The sequence below is a fragment of the Legionella pneumophila subsp. fraseri genome (assembly GCF_000586315.1).
GTDB lineage: Bacteria > Pseudomonadota > Gammaproteobacteria > Legionellales > Legionellaceae > Legionella > Legionella pneumophila_B.
The window spans coordinates 32,569-56,933 of the sequence record NZ_JFIM01000030.1 but is presented as its reverse complement, the minus strand read 5'-3'; the positions used below and the strand labels follow the sequence as shown (position 1 = coordinate 56,933).

Sequence of the window (24,365 nt, the reverse complement as noted above, 5' to 3'; positions counted from 1 at the left end):
AATGCCGCCGGAATTGGTGATCATTTCGCTCCGGAATACACAGGGGGTTTTCGTAAGCCCTGATAGTACGATTCCAAGGAGGTGAATCATGAAATTTTTAAGGATGGCAGGGCTGCTTTTCCTCTTTCTCTCTAGCCTTGTATCAATTCATGTTTATGCTGCGCCGAATACGGGAGCATCAAATGCTGAAATGAAAGATGTCTGCCAGTTGGCAGGGGGAACTTTTACTTCAACAATCGAAGGCAATTGGGCTTGCTGTTGGGATAACTGGGGATGTTATGGATGTGTCCAGGGAGTTTGTAAGATGAAATGTCATACCCAGCGTTGTCGTAGAGCCAATGGCCAATCTGCTGTATTGCAGCCAGGTGAGGTCAAGATAAAAGGCAAGTTTGGAACGGATATTGTGGTACCCAAAGTTTCAACTCAGCCTTCATCATCAAACCCTAAACAAATAAAAAATAATAATACTACGGTTAACCAGGCTCAGTAAAATCAGGAAGCAATGGAGGAATCCTCCATTGCTTGAATTAATTCAGCAATATTACAATTATTATTCTCTACAAAAGTTGTAATAAACTGGCTAAGACTACTTCCGATCTTATTTTTACATTCTATTGTTAACGGCGCATTAATGGAAATTTGATATTCACCATCCTGATTTTTGGAGAAATAAATCCAAAGCGTTCGATTTCCTATCGGCCTATCCATACATCCAAAATGATTAGGATAGCTGTAATCAAGATTAGCAAAACTCATATCAGGGCGTTCTTTGGTAAAAAAGCTGGGGGTTACGCTGACAAGAATTCTTAATCTTTCCGGTTTTTGTAATGACATATCCAATTTAAATAGTTGATTTAGTCGTTGTTTTATTGAAATGTTTTTTTTGAAGGATAGCAGGCGACTTAAATATTTCAGGTAATAGTCAATGATAATGGAATGGAGCTTACTTTCTTTAAAGTGTTTCAGCATAAACATCTTATTTAACGCCAAAGTCAAATATTGACCAAAGGATAAGCTCGAACCTTTCAAGCCACTGTCTTTGATGAGATGAGAGCATTTTTGATAGGGGGCTGTTTTTAAGAGTTGCTCTTCAATTGAATGAATACAATCAATAAATTGGCTATTCTCATTTAAGGTAAGATTTATCCTTTTATATTCCGAGAACAAACCCAGGGTTGATTTATATTCTCCACCTTCTCTACCACTGTGAATTAAAATGATCGGTATTTTATTTTGGTGGCTTAGTTTGTAGAAAACAATTTGGCATGCGGCAATCAATCCAGTACTGACATTGATATTTTGGGTTTTATGCCAATTTATAAATTGTTCGGCGTGTTGAGGATCAATAGGGTAATGAAATAAGTGCTTTGTTTGTTTTGAGGTATCGGATAAATGATATCTATTGCCGAAACTCAGCATTTTAAAGCCTTTATTATAGTTTTGCCAAAAATCAATTTTATTTTTCAGGTTTTTTTGATAGTGATTATTATTTTGTTTCACATAATTAAAATAAGAGCCTTTTTCTGGGTTGGATACTAATTCTTTCCCAAGAGTTAGTTTTTCATAATTGTTTTTAAATTGGCAAAAAACCATTTCGCATGATGCGTCATCGACAATAATATGGGGTATTACGATGTGTAATTCATGCAATTCATTATTAATCTTATACAAATACACTCTAATCAATGGCTGTTTGGTGAGTGGAATAGCGCGCAATATATTGTTTTGGAATTCGTGATTCAGCGCTTTAGTTTCATGATTCAGAGAAATATCCTGGTAAATTAATTCAAATTGTCCAACTTTATGCAATTTTTGGGTTGGTTTATCCTTATTAAAATGGATCCAGAAGACACTATTTTGATTTACAACAAATTCAAAAGCCCGTTGGACATAGTCTTTATTAATTCGGCCGTGTAATTGTATTTGTGTACCGATATTAAAATGGTAATCCAATTTGTTAAGCACCCAGAATACATATTGAAAATCACATAATGCAATTTCTCTTTCTGACGGATTTTCAGTAGGGTGGTAGTCAGAGTGACTATCAAAAACATGGTCTAATTCATCAGAAATATGTCTGGCGATTTTATTAATGGTAGGAGTATTAATAAAATATTCAATCGGTAAGCTTAGTGTTTGGCATTGTAATTTGTCATAAATGCGATTTCTGATATCCATTGACATCAGTGAATCCAGACCCATTGAAAACAAATCTTGGTGGTTCGAAATGTGTTCGCTGTCATCCAAAGCCAGGACATCCGCTGCAATTTCTCGTAATGCTTGTGACAATATTGAGATGCTTTCTTCTTTGGAGTGTTGTCGAAGTGCATTCAAAAAAGACTGATCAGGTAGTGGTTTCGCCTTAACCAGCACGGATAATTCCGTTTGTTTCGGTGTATGTTTGCAGTAAACATCCCAATTCATAGGGCAAGGAGAAATTTGAGGCAATTGACTAGGCAAAAGCACATCAAGAATATCAATGTTGTCCTTATCCAATGGTAAAAAACCATAATGCTGTAGAGTATGAGTCAAATTGGCTGCCATTCCTGTGGTATGGAAAGGTCCCCAGTTGATAGAAATTGCCGGTAAGCCCTGTTGGCGCCTTAAATGGGCTAAACCATCTAAAAATCCATTAGCTGCGGCATAATTTGCCTGACCCCTGGCACCTAACAAGGATGCGGATGAAGAAAACATGACGAACCATTCTAATGGGATATTTTGGGTTAATTGATGTAAATTTAAAGCGCCATCCATCTTCGCGCTGATTACTTTTTGCATCGCTTCATCATTCAAATTGACGATGAGCCCATCTTGTATCAAACCCGCCAAATGAAATACGCCTTTCAATGGGTTGGGGCCCTGTTGTATTTCTCCAATCACTTGCTCCATTTTCTGATAATTTCCGGCATCAACCATGTAATGTTTGATATCAATCTGATTTTGTTTGGCCTTATCTATTAATGCCTTAATGTCATCCGAATAGTCGGTGCGGCTGGTAATGGCAATGTGCCTGGCACCGCGTCTCATGAGGTATTCCATCAAGGGTTTGGCTAAGCCTCCAGTACCGCCTGTAATAAGATAAGTGGCATTGCCATCAATTAATATCTCTGGGGCAGAGTTACTGGCCAATTGCTTTTTCTTTAGCCTGGGTAAGAAAAGAGATTCTCTGACTGCTATTTGAGTGTCATGGGTGTCTGTATTCAATAAATACATTAACGCCGTAGCCAAGCGACTCTTGGAGTCTAAATCAATGGCATAATTTTTATTGGGCTCATATTCATTTCTAAAGCTTTTCCAAAAAGAACAGGCCATTGTATGGTAAGGATTGACCTGATCATGGTTTTGAATGGCATAAGCATGTTCCGTAACCAGTATAAAGCGCTTGGGACGCAATCGAAATAAGATCTGGCAGCAATGAAAAAGATCATGAAACTGTCCTTGTTCATAAAGGAATACTATGTTGCTGTGCTCGATATTTGTGCAGTCATCGATCCTTTCAACCAGCTGATAATTAAGGCCATCCAATATTTCTTTAGCTTTGCCAGGATTTTTTGTAATGGCCAAGAGGTCAGGAATTTTTTGTTGGGGTAAGGTTTTTAAAGGGACAGGGCTCCATTCTGTGTAATAAAGGTGGTTTAAAGCAAAGTCATAAGAAATAAAATGACTTCGTGTTACCTTTCGCAATTTAAGGCCTGCAATTTGAGCAATTAATAAACCAGATTGCTCATATAAATTGATGTTAACGCAAAGATCACTCGCATCTTCAGTATTTTGTTTAGTTAAATGCACCCATAGGCTTCGTGGCGCTTCCTTAAATACAGTCATGCGGATGAAGGCATAGGGTATGTAGGTAACGTTCTCGGCGTTAAAATTTTTATTCTCGTCATTTTTAACACTTAATAACAAGATACTTTGCATGGCACCATCAAGCAGAACAGGATGATAATAATAGTCCTGGCCCTGGCTTGCCTTAGTCAATGTGACTTTAGCCAGAACACTGTTCGCCCGAACATAGCCCTCTTGCAGGACACGAAATTCATCGCCGTAAAATAATGAGCTTTTCTGAAATTGCTCATATATGTCCGACAGCTCTACTTTATTGCCAAACGATGATTTAAGCACGTCAATATGGATAGATTCCCGGGCTGCTGTCGGCTTAGCATGAATTTCCATTTCACAGAAAGTTTGCCAGTCGTTCTCTTGTTTCGCGAAAAGATTGATTTTGTATTGTCCATCCATTTTAGGTTTGACTTGTAATTGAAACTCCTGACCTTGTTTAGGATGTAGAGGACGTTCGATATTGAATTTTTCAATTTGAAAAGCGCTGGATTGAAATATGGATTTTGCTGCTGCCAAACCCGATTCAATATAGGCTGTTGCTGGAAAAATTACTTTTTCAAAAACACTGTGTTGTTTGATATAAGCCAAATTCTCCAAATCCAGTTTCTGATGAAACAGATATTCATTTCCTGGCATGGTAAGCATTTGCCCTAAAAGAGGGTGTTGCTCACCTTTATGAGTGGCTATGCTATCGTTGTTTTTTTTATCCAGCCAATACTCGCTGCGGTCAAAGGTATAATTAGGCAGCAGAATTTTTGTAAACTCTCCTTTAAGGGATTGATAGTAGGATTTCCAATCAACTGGTTTTCCTTGCAGATAATCCATTAACAGGGAATTAAGCGCTCTGTCGTTTTGTAAGTCCAGTGTAATATTTTCATGATAAGACAAGGCAAATTGCCCTGCACCCAGCATACGACTCGCTTCAATCGCATTCTCAGCTGTTAAAGCCAAACGGTAATGATAATGTTCTCGACAAGTCGCAGCGGTAAAGCATATGTCACCAAAATGATTTTGAGTCGTCTCTAAATACTGTTGGTATCGTAGAGTTAAATTATCTAAAGCCGTTTTGGAATAGGCTGAAATAACCAGCAAATGTTTTTGAGAGGGTTTTGAAGTTTTTGGCTTTTCTTCTTTAGGAAACTCCGCAAGGATAACATGTGCATTGGTACCGCTAAAACCAAACGCATTGACTGCTGCGTATTTGAGTTTTGTATTCGTCTTCCAATTTGTTTTTTCTAAAGCCAGTTGAGTACCATCCAGTTTGATATTGGGATTTAATTTATTAAAATTCAAATTTTTATAAATGGTTTTTCTTTGCAGGCTGATAACAGTTTTTATAACGCCAGCTACGCCTGATGCGCTTTCAAGATGTCCAATATTTGTTTTAACAGTACCCAGGTATAAGGGATTCTCTTTGTTGCGTTGATGACCGTAGATTTTGTTGATAGCATCCACTTCAATAGGATCCCCTAATGGAGTGCCTGTGCCATGAGCCTCAATATAACTGATGTCGGTTCTCGACAATTCAGTCTGACCAAGCGCTTTTTTCATGACTTCTTCCTGGCTTTTACCATTAGGCACGGTTAATCCAGCTGTTTTACCATCGTTATTAACGGCTGAGCCTTTAATAATGGCGAGGATGTGATCGTTATCCCGCAAGGCATCAGAGAGCCTTTTAAGCAATACTACGCCGCAACCCTCGCCTCTGACGTATCCATCAGCCCTTTCATCAAAGGTTTTGCATTGGCCATCAGGTGATAATGCCTTTGCTTTGCACAAAGTTACATTAGATTCCGGCATAAGCAGTATATTCACCCCACCCGCAAGAGCATAATCAATTTCCTTGTTTTTTAAACTTTGGCAGGCGTAATGGATTGCGACCAGCGACGAAGAGCATGCCGTGTCAACACTGATTGATGGGCCTTTAAAATCAAAAGTGTAGGCTACTCGGCCTGGAATCAGATTGAGTACATTACCCGTGATAGAGTAAGCGCTGAGTTCTTCGTTTGAAAACCCTGATTTTTCCAGTTGCGCATAATATTCATTGGGACCTACGCCCGCAAATACGCCTGTTAAGCTGCCACGCAAAGATTCCGAAGGGTAGTTGGCATTTTCCAATGCCTTGTAGCAACACTCAAGAAATACTCTTTGCTGAGGCTCCATCAATTTTGCTTCTCGGGGACTAATACCAAAAAATGCAGCGTCAAAATATTTAATATTTTCGATTAATCCCAGTTTAGTAACGTAGGACTTACCAGGCGCTTCCATATCGGGATCGTAATATTGGCTATTATCCCAGCGGTCATTTGGAATGTCTTTGATACCGCTTAATCCCTCTTCCAACAGTTTTTCAAAGGCAGCGATGTCTGGCGCATTAGGTAATAAACAACTCATGCCTATAATTGCTATACCGTCATCAATCGGCTTGGGAGTTGATTTTGGACTTTGTATCTTGACCAAGTTCTTATCAAGCTCTGATTCAATGTATTTGGCCAGCTTACTGATGGATGGATAATTAAAACCAATGGTCACGGTAACTTTAAGGAATGGTTCCAGCTTTTTCTTTAGTTCACTGGCCAATTCAGTAATCATGAGCGAGTCAAAACCCAACTCAAAAAAACCTTCGTCTTCGTTTAAGTCTTCATTTTCTGTCAGTTCAAGGATTCCTGCGCAAATATCAGATACCATTGCTTTACAGGCTTTAAATCGCTCCTCTTCACTAATTTCCAGATATTGATTAAGCCATGGAGACAGATTTTTTGCCGGGCTTTGATGATGTTGTTGTGGTATTTTTTCAAGCTCCTCATCAAGTTGTCCATAAAACCCAGGTAAGGGCTTGGGTACAAAATCCAGCATAAATTTGAGGTATTCTGGAGATATGATAGTGGCGTGTTTGAATTCGTCGTTGATGAGACATTTAATGATTACATGTCCTTGTGCATTACTGATTAACGCTTGTTTTAGTCCTTCATCACGCGAGCGTTTTTGGGCCATTCCTACTTCACCCCAAGGTCCCCACTGAACAGCGGTACCAGGTAACCCCATACGCTGACGCTCTGCGATCAAGGCGTCGAGGAAACTGTTCGTTCCACTATAAACGGATTCTTTGTTGCTGCCAAATACGGAGGAAACTGAAGAATAGACAACAAAGAAATCCAGGTTGCAATCCAGACTTAGTTCATGTAAAAACCATCCACCTTTTACTTTAGCTGAAAATAAATAATCAACGTCTTCATCCTGATGTTCAAGCAAAGGCGCTTTAATTGCAGCACCAGCGGCATGGATGATGCCTTTTAACTGACCATCGGCATTAAGCTCTGATAATAAATTTTTTAAACTTTCCCTATCAGTAATATCTAAACTGACAACCCGGATGTTGGCGCCAGGGTAATGGGATTTAATTTTATAAATGGCTTCCTTGATCCTTGGTTTATCGATATTTCTTGAGGTGAGAATTAATTCTCTTGCTCCAGAGGAAAGCAAGGATTGGGCAGTTACCAATCCCAAACCACCGCAGCCGCCAGCAATAAGATAGCGTCCTTTCACTCCATGCAATAGTCGTCGCCTATCTTCCAGCGGAGTCTTTTTTAAACGGGAAGCCAACCTTTCCCCACCACGGTAAGCTACTATGTGTTCATAGCGGCTTCCATGGTTATAATTGATTTCTTCTATCACTTGTGTCGGGTATTTGTCCTCTTCGATTTTATCCATATCGATGAGAATGGTTTTGAATTGTGGCAGCTCTAAAGCGAGAGTCTTGCAGAAACCAATAAGAGGGCTATTGCTTATATTGACAGGGTGTTTGTCATTCGCCAGTTCAGCAATTCCATTGCTGGTAAGAATGAGCAATTGCAAATCAATTGACTGGTTATCAAGTTCTTTAATTAAGTTCAGCAGCTTTTTTAAGGTTTTCTTTTGAAAATCAATATTAGCTTCTATGTCAGGTGGTGCCAGATGCAAACTTTCAGCAAAAATGATGCCTTCCAGTTTGTCTCGAGAATACTCTTCATCTTCGTAGACAATTTCCAGGCCTTGAGCTTTGAAACCATCAGCCAGATGTCTGGGACCAATTAAAAGCCATCTATTTCCTCTCAGCTTTCGATTGCTTTTATCACATGGTTCATTTTGCCACTGGATTTGAAAACACCAGTCCTTTGGTAGAGGTGCATCTTTCAACTTGTTTTTGTCACCAAACCAATGTTCTATATGTTCAAATTCGTATAAGGGTAATTTTACTTTTGCAAAATGATGGTCAAGGGAGCGATAAAATTCAGACCAGTTGATGGGGAATCCATCCAGGTAGGCTGTTTGCAATTCTGCAAGTGTGTCCGGTTGTTGAGTCCATTCTTTTTCTTTGGTGATATGGCAAATAGTGTATCCATTGCCTTTTATGATATTGGCCGCTTGGCCTGCATTTTGCGCTTTAATTGCTACACGATACATAAAATGACTGCGACAAGTTGCTGCTGTGTAGCAGATATCGGCAAATTCTTCCCGGGTATTGGATAAATAGTTTTGGTAACTGGCCAGTAATAACTCCAGAGAGGTTTTGCTTTTTGCTGATAAAACGAGCAGAGATTCTTCGGGAAGGGTGCGTGCTTCTTTTTTGTCTTCAGGAGCTTCCTGTAGGATGGCATGGGCATTAGCCCCACTAAAACCAAAAGAACTAACCCCGGCACACCTTAAGCCTTGTTTCTTGGTCCAATCGGTTTTATCAAGAGGGATTACTGTATTAATTAATTGAATGGCAGGATTAAGCTTTTTGAAGTTCAGATGCTTAAATATTGTTTTGGTTTTCAGGCTTAAAACAGTTTTGATAACACTGGCTACACCGGATGCGCTTTCCGAGTGCCCAATATTGGTTTTTACTGAGCTGATATAAAGCGGGTTTTCTTTGTTGTGATGCTCACTAAAAATCTTGGTCAGCGTATTCACTTCGATAGGATCAGCTAATGGCGTGCCAGTCCCATGGGCTTCGATAAAATCAATATCACCAGGTGACAGGTTCGCTTTTGCCAATGCGCTTAGGATGACTTCTTCCTGTGCAGCACCATTAGGGACAGTGAAACCACCACTTTTACCGTCGCTGTTGATGGAGGTGCCTTTGATTACTGCCAGAATATTATCGTTGTCTTTAACGGCGTCACTTAAACGTTTTAAAACCACAACACCACACCCTTCGCTGCGACCATAGCCATCAGCGTCTTCACTGAAGGTTTTGCAGCGGCTGTCAGGTGAGAGCATTCTGGCTTTTGAAAGAGTAATGTTAGAATCAGGGCTAAGGATGATGTTCACACCGCCAGCAAGAGCCATATTACAGTCACCAGATTGCAGACTCAGGCAGGCATTGTGTATGGCTGTCATGGAGGATGAGCATGCGGTATCTATTGCTTGTATTGGGCCATGAAAGTCAAAGGAATAGGCTACACGGCCGGCCAGCGCATTTAAAACATTCCCCGTCGCAAAGTAAATATTCAAATCTTCTAAGGTAACACCTTGATAAGCTAAAACTCGGGGATATTCATTAGTGCCTACTCCGACAAAAACTCCTGTATTGGTGTCTTTGACTGCATCAAGGGGCAAATTGGCATCTTCTAGCGCATGGTAACTGGTTTCCATAAAAACACGCAATTGAGGTGACATGAGCTTAGCCTCACGCGGGCTGATATTGAAAAACTCCGCATCAAAATGGTTGACATGATCAATGAAGCCCAGTTGCTTGATGTATAGTTTTCCTAAGGCATCGACATCCGGGTCGTAAAATTTCTCGTTATCCCAACGCTCTAAAGGGATATCGATCATGCCACTTTCGCCTTTTTCCAGCAAAGATAAGAACTCATCCACATTGGCTGCCTTGGGGAAGCGGCAACTCATGCCTACAATTGCGATAGGTTCAACATTGAGTACATTAATTGACGGTTGCCGGTAAACGACAGGCGGCATGATTATTTTTTGTAAATGTCTTGCCAGCTTATCTACGGTTAGGTAGCGTAAAGATAAGAGAGAAGGCACTTGATATCGAGGAGAAAGCATATCCTGAAGAATTTGATCTAGGGATTCCAATAAGGGTGTAGTTAGACCAAGGGTTTCCAAATCCTGATGCGGATCTATATTGTCTTTCTTTAAAAGATCTTTGATTTGAGAGGTGAGCTCTGCTTTGATGGTTTCAACTTGTTGTTCCATCGGTTGTTGATATAAAGAATCCAGCCAATGATCATTCTTGACCTGTTTTCTGACTTCATGCCAATAGGGCTTTCTGTCAAAATAGTAGAGTGGTAAATCCACTTTATTGTAAACGGTATTTTTGTTATCAGTGCTGATATTAATGCCGGATAAATAAACTTCGTAAATTAGTTTGGCATCATTCAATACCGTTCTGGGGTTATTTTGTAGAGTGACTTTTGTTATTTCATAGTCTTTCGATTCCATTTTTTTAATGAGTTCTTTTTTATCGTTTACAATGATGGCGCAGCGAAATTTGTAATGGTCTCGACAATTGATCAAGGTATGGCATATGTCTCTCAAGTTGGAAGATGAGTTTTTCAAATAATGCTCGTAGCGTGACATCAATTGTTTCAATGAGAGTTCACTATTAGCTGAGGCAACAAAACATTTTGGTTCATTGTCGTCTTGCTTTGACTCGTGTGATTTCAACTCAGGCGCTTCTTCCAAAATGACACTTACATTCGTGCCTGTAAAGCTGAAATTAGATACCTGGACATATCTTTTTTTATTTTTGAGTTTGAGAAAAGGAACTGTTTCAACGGGTAGAAGCGCAGGGATACTTTCGGGATCAATCAAGCTGTTCGGGTTTGAATAATGTAAATTGGGGGGAATCGCTTCATTTTGCAAAGAGCAAAGTACTTTAATTAAAGAAGCAATGCCTGATGATGAAATAGTATGGCCTATATTACTTTTCAGTGCCCCTACTATCAAGGGTTTTTGAGGAGAGTGATGCCCTTGGTGAATGCTTTGGATCGCATTAAATTCGACGGGATCACCTACTGTTGTGCCTGTTCCGTGGGTTTCAATATAATCAATTTCACCTGCAGTTAAATGGGCATGTTCCAATGCGGCTTGGTGCATGGCAATTTGGGCATTAGTACTGGGGGCTGCAAGGCCTGTTCCATCGCCATTTTGATTAATAACCATGCTTTTGATGAGTGCATAGATTTTGTTATTGTCTCGTATGGCGTCACTTAGGCGTTTAACAATAACCACTCCGCAACCTTCGCTACGAACAAAGCCGTCCGCTTTGCTGTCAAAGCTGCTGCATTGCCCTGTCGCTGACAGCATATTGGCTTTGGTTAATCCGACAAAACTTTCAGGACAGAGACTCAAATGGACGCCTCCTACAATTGCCATATCACATTGCTGGTTTCTCAATGCGGTGGCCGCTAGATAGAGTGCAGTGAACGAAGAAGAGCATGCTGTATCAACAGCCATGCTGGGTCCTTTTAAATTCAAAAAATGGCAGAGCCTGCCAGCAGCAGCACTGTTCGCTATTCCAATGGGTGTGTAGGCATTAAATTTGATATGGTCTTTATAGTTCAGTTGGCTGTATTCGTGTGTGGAAATGCCGCAATAAACTCCGCTGTTAGAGTCTTTTAAAGAGTCTAGCGGGATATTGGCATCATTTAAAGCTCGAATAGCCACTTCGAGAAAAAGGCGTTGTTGAGGATCTATTTGCTTCGCTTCGGCAGAAGATATTTTAAAATAAGCAGCATCGAATAAATGGGTGTTATCTAAAAAACCGCCTTTTTTGCTAATAATTTTATCTGCTTTTTTTCTGTCAGCACTATAGTACTCTTCAATATTCCAGCGATTTTCAGGCACATCTTTGATTGGTGTTTGCCCTTTCATCAGCATGTCATAAAAGGCACTAACATCTTCTATATCCGAATCAATCCCAGGAAATTGACAATTCATCCCAATGATGGCAATGGGTTCATTCAAAAGGTCTTTGGTTTTGTTTTTCATAGTTACGTTTACCACTTACAATGCTCCTGAAAGTGCCTGGCTACGCACAAAAATTATTTGTCTGGCAAAGAGTTATAATAAAAACAACCATAACAGAGAGAGAATTTGAGTATAAACAAATTAACCTGGAAGGTCTATTTACCTTAAGTATAGCCAGAATTCAGCAAGATTTTGTATGGGAATACTATATCCGCTCCCTGACGGTCGCGGCTCAGTTTTTGAACCATAGTCCGAGCTGCGACCGTGAGGGAGCGGATAAAAATAAACCTGCATTAATAAGCCGTCATGCATGAATACAATAATCTTTCTCCAACATGAGCTTGTTTGCCATGCATAAAAGTAAAATTATCCACAATCATGAAATCTCCTTTTTGCCAATGAAAAACACGAGTATGACGCTGAATAACTTGGTTAATTTCAGATATTTCTTTTGCAGAAAACTCTTGGCCATTACCATAATGACAGATCATGGGAAGCATATCTTTCAGGATAAGATACCGGCTTGCCCAATATTTGAATGAACGCAGGTTTTTTAATTCACCATAATTCAAATTCGAATAATAATTCAAATAAGCTGATGAATTAAACCAGGCTATTTTATCAGTTAGAGGATGCTTTAATGCTCCGGGCAAATAATTTAGTATTATCAAATCAATCCCATGATTTATCCAATCCCATACTACCTGCTTTTGAGTTAAATTTTGTTCTATTTGAGTTTTGTCTTCTGTGCCAAAATAATCAACCCAACTTCGAGCACAATGGTTTCCCAGAATTTTTCTTAATACACGATATTTTACAGAGTGCCCATGAAAAAATTGCTTGTATTGGACACCGTATTCAAGAATCTTGTTCTGAATGTCTTGGGGCATATCTATCCATATTTCTTCAGCGTTGGCAAAGATTGTTCCACCGCCTTCCTGAGGCGGGATGATACAGCAAAAATAGATGTGATTAGGTGGTTTTGGTGATCGGGGTTTTTCGTGATGCAGCGGTAAGGGAATATGAGCCGGCAGGTCACTTGATGTGTAAATTTCATTTGCCAGTACAGTTCTTGGCAAGTCATAATCGCTTGTCGAACATCGTGTGCCTAAGGCACACAATTCGATTGCTTTCGAAAAGCAGTTCTCTTCTTGACAGGAAAATCCTCTTAATACTATTGCTCCATACTGATTGAGCTTTTGGATTATCTCGTCATGATACTCAGAAATAAAATGTAACAAAGGGGTAGGGCTTGCTTTCAAATTATCCTGGTTTGCAATGACCATAGGTATGTTCATGCCAGGAGTTGTATTAAAATTTAAATGCACGGTATTGCCTCCTAACACCTTGAGTTATTTAATAGCCTCTAAAAATATGGGGCGAGTTTCATAATATAATTGACCACCGTATTTCCTGTCACAGATAGTTTGAAATGCTTTTAACATGTCCTCAACCAGTGTATCTGTTATTTCAGAAGGAACTCTTTTTATGAAAGGCATTGTTAGAAGTAAATTCTTATAATAATCAATGTGCGGCAAATGAACACGGCAAGTTTTTAAATCAAGTTTAATTCGTTTAAAAGGCAATCTGTTGAGAAGATTAATCACACCATAAAAATACTGTTCATTGATTGGAGAGATGTATTGTTCTGTTAAATCCCTATACAGGTTTTGTTTGGCCAATTCTTTCCAGGTTTGCAAAATGCTGTGATCGGAAAAGGAAGACATGACAGCATACAATTTGCCTTCCCTTTTTAGAAGATGAAAAATATTTGGAAAAGAAATGTGGATATTTGTCCAATGCAGACACCAAAATGAGAGCGCCAAATCAAAAGATTGCGGTTGGTGAAATTCCTCAATGTTATGAACTTCAAAAGATAGCCCCGTACGTGCCCATTGTTGATTGGCGTGCATGATCATTTGTTCAGAGCTATCAATTCCCAGAATTTGGCCATGTTTTACCTTGCCAGCCAACAAGCTGGTATAGTGCCCATCTCCGCAACCAATATCTAAAATATTTCCAGACAGCTTGCTGTGAATTGTTTTTAGAAATACATCGTTGATTTTATTTTGAATATAGTTTCCAAGCACATAACGTTCAGGATCCCATATCACTTCATTCTCCAGTATCAATAATCATTGTAAGGGAAGATATACCCAAGAAACCAGCGATTACAAATATCTTTGGCATGGCTGAAATCTATTCTCACACATTATGCGGGATGTGTCTTGTTTTTATGAGGATAATGCCCTCGCCGGCGAGATTATACTTCAATCATATAAGGCACGGATGTATCAATTTAACAGTTTCTCTATTTATCAGGCTTTGGCAATCTTTTATTTTATTTCGCGCTAACAAAAAAATCAGCTATTGTCTGGTAAGCAAATTGATCTTAATTATCCCTTGCTGATTTTAAGCCTGAAACCATAATATCTTCTTTATGAACAAAATGTTTGATTAACTGGTCTGCTTGTTCGCTTGTTAAAGGTTTAGTTAACACTCCATCCATAAAATAATCCTCAACATCGTATTTCACCACATCGGCCTGGTATGAAGTTAAGGCAATAATTGGCACATGATAATTGGTGTTTTGTTCCTTTTGGCGAATTTTTTTTGCTACTAAATAACCAGAAGTGTCTTCAAGTCCAATATCCATAAAGACCATATCGTATTTCCCTGGGTCGAAAAGGTTTAACGCTTTATCTCCTGTGTCTGCGATATCAACCTGGCATTGCAGTTCCTTAAGCAATGCCTCTTCAACTTTTTGAGCAACGAAATTATCTTCCACCATTAATATTTTGGGTTCAGTCACTCGTTTCTTTTGAGTACGTTTGGTATTCCTCGGGGAATGAACTTGTTGTAAATGCGCCTCTAATTTTTTTAGTCTGGTGATATCAGTTAGCACAACTACTAAACCACATACTTTATTTTCCTTGTCGAACAATGGTACTCTGCGGGACTTATAGTAAATGGCTTCCTTATCTTTATTGTATACGGGTTCTTCTTCTATATCGTACTGAGCTTCACCTGAAAAGAGCACTTTCATATCATCCAGTTTAAACGTTTCAATCCGTTTTTCTGACCATTTCATATGTTTCGCCATTTGGTCATAGGGAGTTCCTTTTAAATCGCCTATTTTTTTTAAGCCCAGTAACTTGATAAAATTTTGATTACAACCTTTCAGGTGACAATCTTTATCTACCCAGTAAACAATATCCGGTACGCAATTTAGGATATCAAGGTAATGTTGGTGCATGTCCATATCTGCTTCAAAAAATTCATTTCCAATTTGTTGTGACATTGACTTCCTCCTGAAGATTATTCAGAAACTCCTTTGGAGCTACATTGTAATAATTATAGCAAAAATTAGACCTAAATGTAATTTAATTATCCATAAGCAGTGGTGTAAATTGCAATTGTGATTTGCCTGTTGTCTCTTTAGTTAATGCGTTATTAGAAGGGTTCATAGGGTAGGTTGATTATTATTATATGAATCAAGTGAATTTTAAATTAACCAGGTTTTTATTTTTCTCCTAATACATATTGATTGATTATATTGTGAATTAGCTCTGGAGTCACAGGTTTGGTGAACACATTGTTCATACCAGATTCCAGGCATCCTTTTTCAGAGGAATCTTTAGTGTGTCCAGTCAATCCAATAATAGGAAGAAGCTTTTTGGAATGTTTTTTTTCCCATTCACGAATTTTAACAGAAAGTTCACAACCAGATATTCCAGGCAGGCCGAGATCTGTAATGACAAGATCAAAAGACTCGGATTGAATTAATGCCAATGCTTCTTCTCCATTAGAGGCGGATTTAAAGCGATAACTCTCGTTTGATAAAATAAGCTCCAGTACTTTCAATGCAATGTTGTTGTCTTCCACTAATAATACGTATGGAGAATTTTCTTCGGCTTTGGATGACATCTTATGAGTTAATCGGGAGTTAGATGAGGTGGAGAGCGGGGAGTCTGTCTTTTTTGAACTGTTCGTTGACTTATTGGTTTTTATTTTTTTCTGTGTGCCTGTTTGGCATGGAATATCGAAATAAAAAGTGGTGCCTTTTCCTTCTTCGCTTATTAAAGCAATATGGCCCCCTAATAAGTTGACATACGATTGTGCGATATGCAAGCCAAGCCCATGTCCTTTATAAATCCCTTTATAAGATGGGCTGATTCGGAAAAAACGCTCAAATACTTTTTCTTGAAGATTGGTTGGAATACCTATCCCTGTATCGCTGACTTTAAATTGTAAATGAATGTTTTTTCCGGAAGCTTCAAGGCATCCTACTTGAATTGTAATCTGACCCTTAGGGGTGAATTTAATCGCATTGCCCAATAAATTTAAAAGAACCCTATGAATTTTTTTACGATCACTCTGGATATAACGAGGTACAGATTTGCCAATATGCACAATTAATTCCAAATGCTTCATCACTGTAGTAGGGCGTTCGAGTTTCACCAGATCTTCAATGCATTGATACAAATCAAAAGTTTCTATGCGGATATCTTCCTTATCCATAAAGCCAGCATGAACATCATCCAGAATGTCGTTTAACATATTTAATAGTTCTTCACCGCTATCGTGAAGCATGTGCGCTTCTTCCTTTTGCTCTGGGTCTTTCACTGTGTTTTCTAACAATTCAGACATTCCAATAACCCCGGTAAGTGGTGTGCGAATATCATGACTCATATTGGCAATAAATGCTGTTTTGGCCTGATTGGCTGCTTCAGCGGCTTCTTTGGCTTTTGTCAATTCAGTCACATCAACAGTAATTCCAACAAGCCCTACTATGTTTCCCGATAAGTTAGTTATGGGTACTTTGCTGACTAAGGTATTAGTAACCGTTCCATTACGGTCTTTGAGATCGGATGGCATTTTTAAAATAGGTTCACCAGTTGAAAATACTTGCTTATCCTGATCTTGATAATTTTTAGCGAAATCATGATCTTGAAAAAGATCAAAATCATTTTTTCCAATAATGTCTGATGTCGATTTAAAGCCAAAAAACTGTGCTGCCATTTCATTACAACCCAAGTATTCAAAACGGGTGTTTTTCCAGTAAACATAACAAGGAATTTTATCGATAACGGAGGTGTAATAATTGGTTATTTCTTGAATATATTCTTTTACAGAAATTTTGTTTTTAGGTGCGTATCCAATTTCACCATAGATAGCCGTCCCGATTTCTTCGAAAAGATGCGAGGTTGTTGCTGCATCTTTGTCCATTAACAAAATGTAATGTTTTTCGTTGACTATTGCGACTGTTTTTTGCCATTGGAGAGAATAATTCCCCACTTGCAACACTCTGTTAGGAATAAGATTGCCTTTTTTATTCAGGATTGGAGTTAGATTGGCTAATTCCCATAATTGGAAAAAAGATTGTCTATCGGTTGAGCTCCAATTAATTTTAAGCTTTTTCTTTGCAGTATCATTAAGATATTCCAATTCCATATTCTCGTTGATTACGAGAAATGAAATGTTAACTAATGAAAATGCTTTTCCAAAAATGGGAAAATCATTTTGAGTCAAACGAATGGTTTGTGATCTCATTCAATATCCCTGTACTCAATTAACTTTTGTGCAATAAATTGATATCCTTCACGAATGATTGTATCGTGATTTGCCTTAATAGTATGGCAGATAATTTGCCCTGAGTTATATTGTCCCCATCCATTCATTGGATCATTGATATCTAAATAGTCTTGATTTAAATCGGCTGCTTTAAATAGCACCATGTCCTGCTTGATTTCAGTTGGCTTATGATTGAGTAGTAATTCCATTCTTTCCCATGCCAAATTGGCTAAATTTCTGTTAGCCTGCAATTCTTTTGATAGATAGGCCTCGATGAAATGATTTTTGGATTTTTGCTTGCTTGAAAAAGTACACCAGCTTTCAATCATGGCAAGCAATCCGATGTGCTCATTTTGTTGAGTGAGTAGATGAGCTACCTCATGCATCAAGCTTCCTCCAAAGGAATATCCTACTAAATAGTAGGGACCATGTGGTTGTATTTTCTTTATGGCCTGGGTATACGCTTTTGCCATGGAAGAAATACTTTCAAAAATTAATTTTCCTGAAGAAATGCTTGGATCTTGAAGACCATATAAAGGGATCGGGTAGTCCCATGAGGATGTAAAATGGTCAAAACAATAAATCATGCCACTTGCAGGATGACAGAAGAAAAAAGGGCGTTGCTTTGAACTCGTCTTTTTTAGGGGTATTACAATATCAATTTGATTCTCAGAGTTGTTTGAACTGATTATTTCAGCAAGCTTGGCAATAGTTGGCGCTTGATATAAATGTTGAATAGATAAATTGGCTCCTAGAATAGAATTAATGTTCTCGATGAGATTTAATGCTTTTAGCGAATGGCCTCCTAAAGCAAAAAAATCATCGTTTCTACCAATTTCGACAATATGAAGATTATCTTGCCATAATTTTGCAAGACGCTTTTCAATGCTTCCCTGTGGAGCACAAAATTCGTGATTCATGCTAAACGTGTCGCGAGAGACTTTATGTTCTTCAGCATCAACAGGATTATTATCCAGTATCAATCTGGAATAGTCTTCAATACTATAGTTCGAGACAATGAGATTGGAGCAAGGGTTAGAGAGTGCTTTTAAAAATAATTCTTGTCCTTGTAATGGATTGATAGTATTTCCCCGAGCAAAAAAATCGATATCTTCCGGCCTTTGGGTTTCTACACTCATTCCTATATCACACCAGGTGTTCCAGTTTATACTAAGCAAACATTGTGTATGAAATAGATTGCTGTTTGCAAAAGCATCCAGGCAGGCATTTGCCGCACAATAATCAATTTGTCCTCTCTCTCCTGTAATCGATGCGATTGAGGACATGAAAACAACGAAATCAAGATGGAATTGACGTAATGCTTTTGCCAGGTAATAGGTACCATGGATTTTCGGTAACAAAATATTATCGGCACTTTCTTTTGTTTTCAGTTGTAACAAACCGCCACCGGCAACTCCTGCAGCATGAATGAGACCGTTAATTGTTTTAAATCTGGATTTACAAAATGTAATTAAACGATCGACATCTTTATCATTTCCAATATTGGCTTGATAACAAACAACAGTTGCTCCATTTTTTTTTAATTTTTGTAGTTGTAATGCCTTATGGTGATAGGGATGAGTAGTATCTGTTGCTATTTTTTCCCAGTCTGATTCATCGATTACAGGCTTTCTGGAGCAAAGAATGAATGTTGGGTGTTTCGTATTTTTCAAGATGCTATGGCACAGTGATAGCCCAATCCCCCCCAAGCCTCCTGTAACTAAATAGATACCATTATCTGTTAAACGTTGTAAAACAGTTTTGCTGTGATTTGAGGAATAAGAGAGTTCCCAGCGATAACCATTTCTATAGGCAGTTAACTGGCAGGGGAGATCTTTTACTACTTGTGTCGAAGAATTGACAATGTCGATAACAACATTGGTAATATTTTGGGTTGTTTCATATAAATGAATGTCGAACAATGCACATGAAATATTATGATGTTCCAGTGGGATGACGCGCGAAGCCCCAACCAGGCTGGCATTAATTGGAGATATTTTCTCAGCACCAATAACATTTTGTGTGCCTGTAGTAATGATTGCCAAGTGAATTGGCATATTGGTTCCCAAATCATTTAAAAATGCCTGAGTCAGATAGAGGAGACTATAAAACCCGAGATTTAACCCATTTTCAATTTGCTGTGCATCAAGAAAGTCTTCCTCAGAACCATCACATGAAAAGCAATGAAAAATAATTGGGTTGCGCAGAGTATTTTTTAGCACTGAAACTAATTGATTGTAATCTGATTTTTCTCCTGGATTGATATTGATATGAGTTTTTGATAATCGCCTGAATTCCTGACTTGGTTCAATAATAATGGGCTCGATGTCATGATTTTTTAGTATATTAATTATATTCTGACCTATTCCTGATTTATCTTTGAAAATGACATAGTCAAAATTTTTAAGATGAGCAGGAATGACAAGAGCTATTTTTTCATGAGACCATACAGGTTTATAAAAAGAGCAGGTTTCATTGACAGCAATGTTTTTTTTATCCGGCTCGACCCAATATCGTTGTCTTTGAAAAGGGTAAGTAGGTAAGGGAATAAGTCTTCGATTGTCCGTTTCTACCAGAGGCTCTAAACGAATGTTTACTCCTTTTGCCCATAGTTCACCGCATGCTGTGAGCAACTGAAACCGGTCAGATGTATTCTTTTGATAACCAGGAAGTGTAAAAAGAGCATTTGCCTTTTTATGTGATATTTCTTTCACAAATCCATATAAGCTTTGTCCAGGACCTACTTCGACAAATATGGGGTGTTTGTCTTGAAGTATGCGATTGATTCCCTGGCAAAATCGCACAGTTTCACGCAGGTGTCTATACCAATAATCCGGATTAATTGCTTCACTTGCCGAGAGCCAGTCTCCAGTTACATTGGAAATAACCGGTATTTGGGGTGCCGATAATTTTATGTTAGTAAACATCTCTTTAAAAGGTATTTCAATGGATTCCATAAAACGGCTATGGAACGCGTGGTTTACTTTCAATTTTTGAAATGGTTTTTTATGAGTAGCCAGATAATTTTCTAATTTCTCAATCTCAGATTCACTGCCTGATAAAACAAAATGATTGGTGGCATTATGTAAAGCAATATCAACATCAACCATTTTCAGAAAGCCATCCAGCTGATCTCGTGTTGCTTCGAGAGACAGCATGGCACCTTTTGGTGCCTTTGACATTAATAGCCCTCGTTCACACACCAAAGCGATCCCATCTTCAAAAGAAAAAACCTCAGCAAGGCAGGCTGCAACATATTCGCCAATGCTATGACCGATTAGCATCTCTGGTATTACACCGCACTCTATAAGGACCTTTGCCAAAGCATATTCCACAATAAATAGCGCAGGTTGAGCGTATTGAGTTTCTTTGAGTTTCTTTGAGCTGGATTCAAAGAGAATAGAAAGCAAATCATGATGTAAATAAGTTTGTGCAATCTTTGATCCTAAGGTCATGTATTTTGCAAAAAGTGGCATTGTTTCAAATAATTCCATAGCCATTTGAGGATATTGCATTCCCTGTCCACTAAACATAAATGTAATGCTGTGATGAGTCTCTTCATTAAAAAATAAAGGGTTTTTCTTTTTTAATTCGATGCTTATCTCTTCTACTGTTTTACCAACAGCAAATTGACGCCATTGAAAATCTTCTCTGCCTCTTTGGAGCGTATAGGCTATATTCCCAAGATGAGAGTCGTCACATTTTTTTAAATAGTTCTTGAGATTGTAAGTACTTTTCTGTAATGCCTTTTCTGTTTTTGCTGAAAGAAGTATTAATTCCTCTTTTAAGGGAGAAACAGAAGTCACTTTTTCCTCATGTTCATGTTCTGATAAAATCATATGAGTGTTGGTGCCACCTATTCCAAAAGAGCTTACTGCGGCATAGCGTTTTGAAGACGTGTTCCAATCCAAGGTTTCCGTATTGACAAAAAAAGGACTTTCGGGCAGTGCCAAATCGGGATTTGGTTTTTTATAATGAATAAGAGGTGGTATTTTCTTATGATAAAGGCAGAGAGCTGTTTTAATAATACCAGCAATACCTGCTGTTACATCAGTATGTCCAATATTTGCTTTAACCGAGCCTAAAGCACAAAACTCGGTTTTATCAGTTTGTTCTCGATAGACAGAGGTTAATGCCTTTATTTCAATCACATCACCCAATGCGGTTGCTGTTCCGTGCGCTTCAAGAAAATTGATTTCCTCTGCACTAATCTGGGCTTGTTGAAGAGCATCCCGAATGCATGATATCTGGCCGCTCATACTCGGTGCAGTGAAACCCAACTTGTCTATTCCATCGTTATTTACTCCTCTTCCCTTGATGATGGCATAGATTGTATCGTGATTCTTTATTGCATCTTCTAACCGTTTTAGAACAATGACGCCAACGCCATTGGAAAAAACAGTACCGTTTGCTTCAGATGAAAAAGGTCTGCAGTATCCATCGGGTGAGACAATACTGCCATTTTGAAAAAAGTATCCCTGTGTTTCAGGAACGACTATGGAGCTTGCACCAGCCAGTGCAATGTCACTTTGTCCCAGTATTAATTCTTGACAGGCATGATCTACTGTAGCCAAACCTGTAGAGCAAGCGGTATTAATATTAACGCTACGCCCTTTGAAATTGAGCCGATAGGAAATTTGGGTGCTAAGCATTCCCATGCTTGTAGCTATTCTTTGCTGAAATTGATCAAACTCATTACAAAACCATTGGCTTTTAAGTAAATTTTCATTGAGATATGTGCTATCGGTCATTCCCGAAAAGACACTGATGATTTTAGAGTCCAGTTTGCTTGGGGCAATACCCGCATGTTCAAGAGCTTCCCATGCACACTCAAGAAAGATACGATGTTGCGGGTCAGTAATTTTGGCATCAATGGGACTGAAGCCAAAAAAATGCGCGTCAAAATGATCGCTATTTTCCAAGATTCCTTTTACAGGCACATAGTCTTCGTTAGCCAAAAGATAGGTGGGGATAGTATTTTCGTCAAAACGAGTAAGACAATCTTTCCCGTAACACAAATTATGCCAGAATTCATCTATATTTCGAGCCTTGGGAAAGCGACAGCTCATACCAACTATTGCAATATTCTGTGAGGGCGTTTTTTTTATTTTTCGTGCGAGATGTTTATCCAAATCACCTTCAAGAAAGCGACTCAATTTGTGGATAGTCGGGTGGGTCAGCATGTCAACTATCTGTAAATCACACTGTAGTTCCTTGTTAATTTGAGCGCATGCTTCCGTAATGAGTAATGAATTTGCTCCTAATTCGAAGAGATTTTTGTGAGACTCAATACTTGAGCGGTTTAAAAGATGTCGCCAGATATTTTTTATTGTTTCTTCAATAGGGTTCGATGATGATGTGTCGATATGAAATGATAAATCGGTATGAGCTATTTTATCTAATTTGGCTTTATCAATTTTACCCACGGCAGTTAGAGGTAACTTTTCTACCATGACGTATTTGGCGGGTAACATATAAGGCGGTAGTTTTCGACTCAGAAAACTTCTAATTTCATCGGCATCAACAATGATGTCCTTTGATTTAAAGACCAGGTATGCAGTAAGAAATTTGTGTGCTCCACCACCGATTTCTACGGTTACAGCAGCAAGGCTTATGGCCTCATGATTCATGAGTTCTTGTTCGACTTCAGTTAAATGGATCCTGAAGCCGCCAATTTTTACCTGATCATCAACGCGCCCCAAGTATAATAATTCACCAGAAGGTAACTGACGGACTTTATCACCGGTTCTATACATTCTTGAATAGAGTTCGTTGCGTGAAAAAGGGTTCTTAACAAATTTTTCTTTTGTTTGCTCCGGGCTGTTATGGTAATGCAGAGCCAAGTGTACCCCACTGACCCAAAGTTCTCCTTCTGCTGTACGGTGGCGATTTTCATCAAGAATATAGGTTTTTGTGTTGGCCGTTTTAAATCCTATACTTGCAAGTTGTTCGTCTGTATATTCTTTTTCGCTATGGATAATATTGCAGCTTGAGAAAACGGTAGCCTCTGTTGGGCCATATACGTTAACCAGTTTTGTGGGGATATCCGCCTTTTTTCTATAATCAATAAAATTTTTCAATAGGTGAGCATTCACTTGCTCACCGCCAAAGGAAATGGTATGTAAAAGATCTAAGGTTTCTGGAAATGATTTCATCAGCTGATGGAAATAGCCGGTTGGAATCAGTAAGTACTTGATTTGAAATTCTTTAATAATCTTTTTTAATTGATTATGGTTTCTTCTGGCTTCATTAGGGATAATGTGCAATGCTGCGCCGTTTAAAAGAGCAACCCATGTTTCGAATACACTACCATCGAAAGCCAGGTTGCAGAATTGACCTGCTTTTTCGCCATTCTGTATCGCGATGATATTATCAATTACGGCAAGATTTACCACTGCTCTGTTAGGAACAACCACCCCTTTGGGTTTGCCGGTGGATCCTGAAGTATAAATCATATACAAAGGGGATGTTGGTATGACTGTGTTTTTAATATTTTTCTTTGATTGACTTAATGATTCTAAATGGAGTTGTTTGATCAGATAGATTTCAGTATCAACTCCTTCGATGAGAGGTTGGTATTCATCATGGGTAATCACAACTCCAGGATTGGCGTCTTTAACGATTTCATGCAAACGTGTTGATGGTGCCAGGGTGTCGAGTGGTACATAAATGGCACCAAGTTTTATGATAGCAAGGATACAAATAAAAAATTCAACGCCTGGATCTAATAAAATGGCAACAAAATCGCCTTCTTTAACCGATTTTTTTTTCAAACTTCGAGCAAATTGATTTGCTTTTTCATTTAATGCGAGGTAGCTATACGCAGTTGTCTTGTCTTTAAGAGCAAGAAATTCTGGATTTTTTTTGACTTGTGCTTCAAAAAGGTCAATTACCGTATAATTAAAATCTTGCTTTTTTAATTCCATACTTTCGAGGCCTTAATTAAAATAAAACACATAATTTGGTGAAATTATATAGTAATTTTTCAAAAA

At 38.5% G+C, this 24,365-nt stretch carries 7 protein-coding genes; 1 reads left to right on the top strand and 6 read right to left on the bottom strand.

Translation table 11 applies throughout. The annotated features are described in order from the left end of the window. The first annotated feature begins 88 nt into the window (after nucleotides 1-88). Entirely contained in the window at nucleotides 89-490 is a 402-nt protein-coding gene (locus CC34_RS0107885; protein ID WP_027227231.1) for a hypothetical protein, read from the top strand. A gap of 2 nt (nucleotides 491-492) precedes the next feature. Here the strand turns inward: CC34_RS0107885 and CC34_RS0107880 are convergent, their stop codons facing one another. From CC34_RS0107880 to CC34_RS0107850, 6 genes are all read right to left on the bottom strand, one after another. Beyond that, nucleotides 493-11,835, bottom strand: coding sequence for an SDR family NAD(P)-dependent oxidoreductase (locus tag CC34_RS0107880; protein ID WP_027227230.1), 11,343 nt, complete (start codon nucleotides 11,833-11,835; stop codon nucleotides 493-495). Between the two features lie 257 nt (nucleotides 11,836-12,092). After that, on the bottom strand, nucleotides 12,093-13,127 hold the full coding sequence (locus CC34_RS0107870) for a TauD/TfdA family dioxygenase (protein WP_027227228.1): 1,035 nt from the start codon (nucleotides 13,125-13,127) through the stop codon (nucleotides 12,093-12,095). Between the two features lie 24 nt (nucleotides 13,128-13,151). After that, nucleotides 13,152-13,913: a class I SAM-dependent methyltransferase gene (locus tag CC34_RS0107865; protein WP_014842171.1), complete on the bottom strand. Its 762-nt coding sequence runs from the start codon at nucleotides 13,911-13,913 to the stop codon at nucleotides 13,152-13,154. A gap of 278 nt (nucleotides 13,914-14,191) precedes the next feature. Next, nucleotides 14,192-15,100 carry a response regulator gene (locus CC34_RS0107860; RefSeq protein ID WP_027227227.1) on the bottom strand — a complete coding sequence of 303 codons (909 nt, stop codon included), beginning with the start codon at nucleotides 15,098-15,100 and terminating at the stop codon, nucleotides 14,192-14,194. 221 nt (nucleotides 15,101-15,321) lie between these two features. Next, the gene (locus CC34_RS0107855) at nucleotides 15,322-17,352 is read right to left on the bottom strand and encodes a PAS domain-containing hybrid sensor histidine kinase/response regulator (protein ID WP_027227226.1); all 2,031 of its coding nucleotides are present in this window, start codon (nucleotides 17,350-17,352) and stop codon (nucleotides 15,322-15,324) included. After that, entirely contained in the window at nucleotides 17,349-24,299 is a 6,951-nt protein-coding gene (locus CC34_RS0107850; RefSeq protein WP_028377867.1) for a type I polyketide synthase, read from the bottom strand. The genes CC34_RS0107855 and CC34_RS0107850 overlap by 4 nt, the downstream gene beginning before the upstream one ends. Nucleotides 24,300-24,365: the final 66 nt, after the last annotated feature.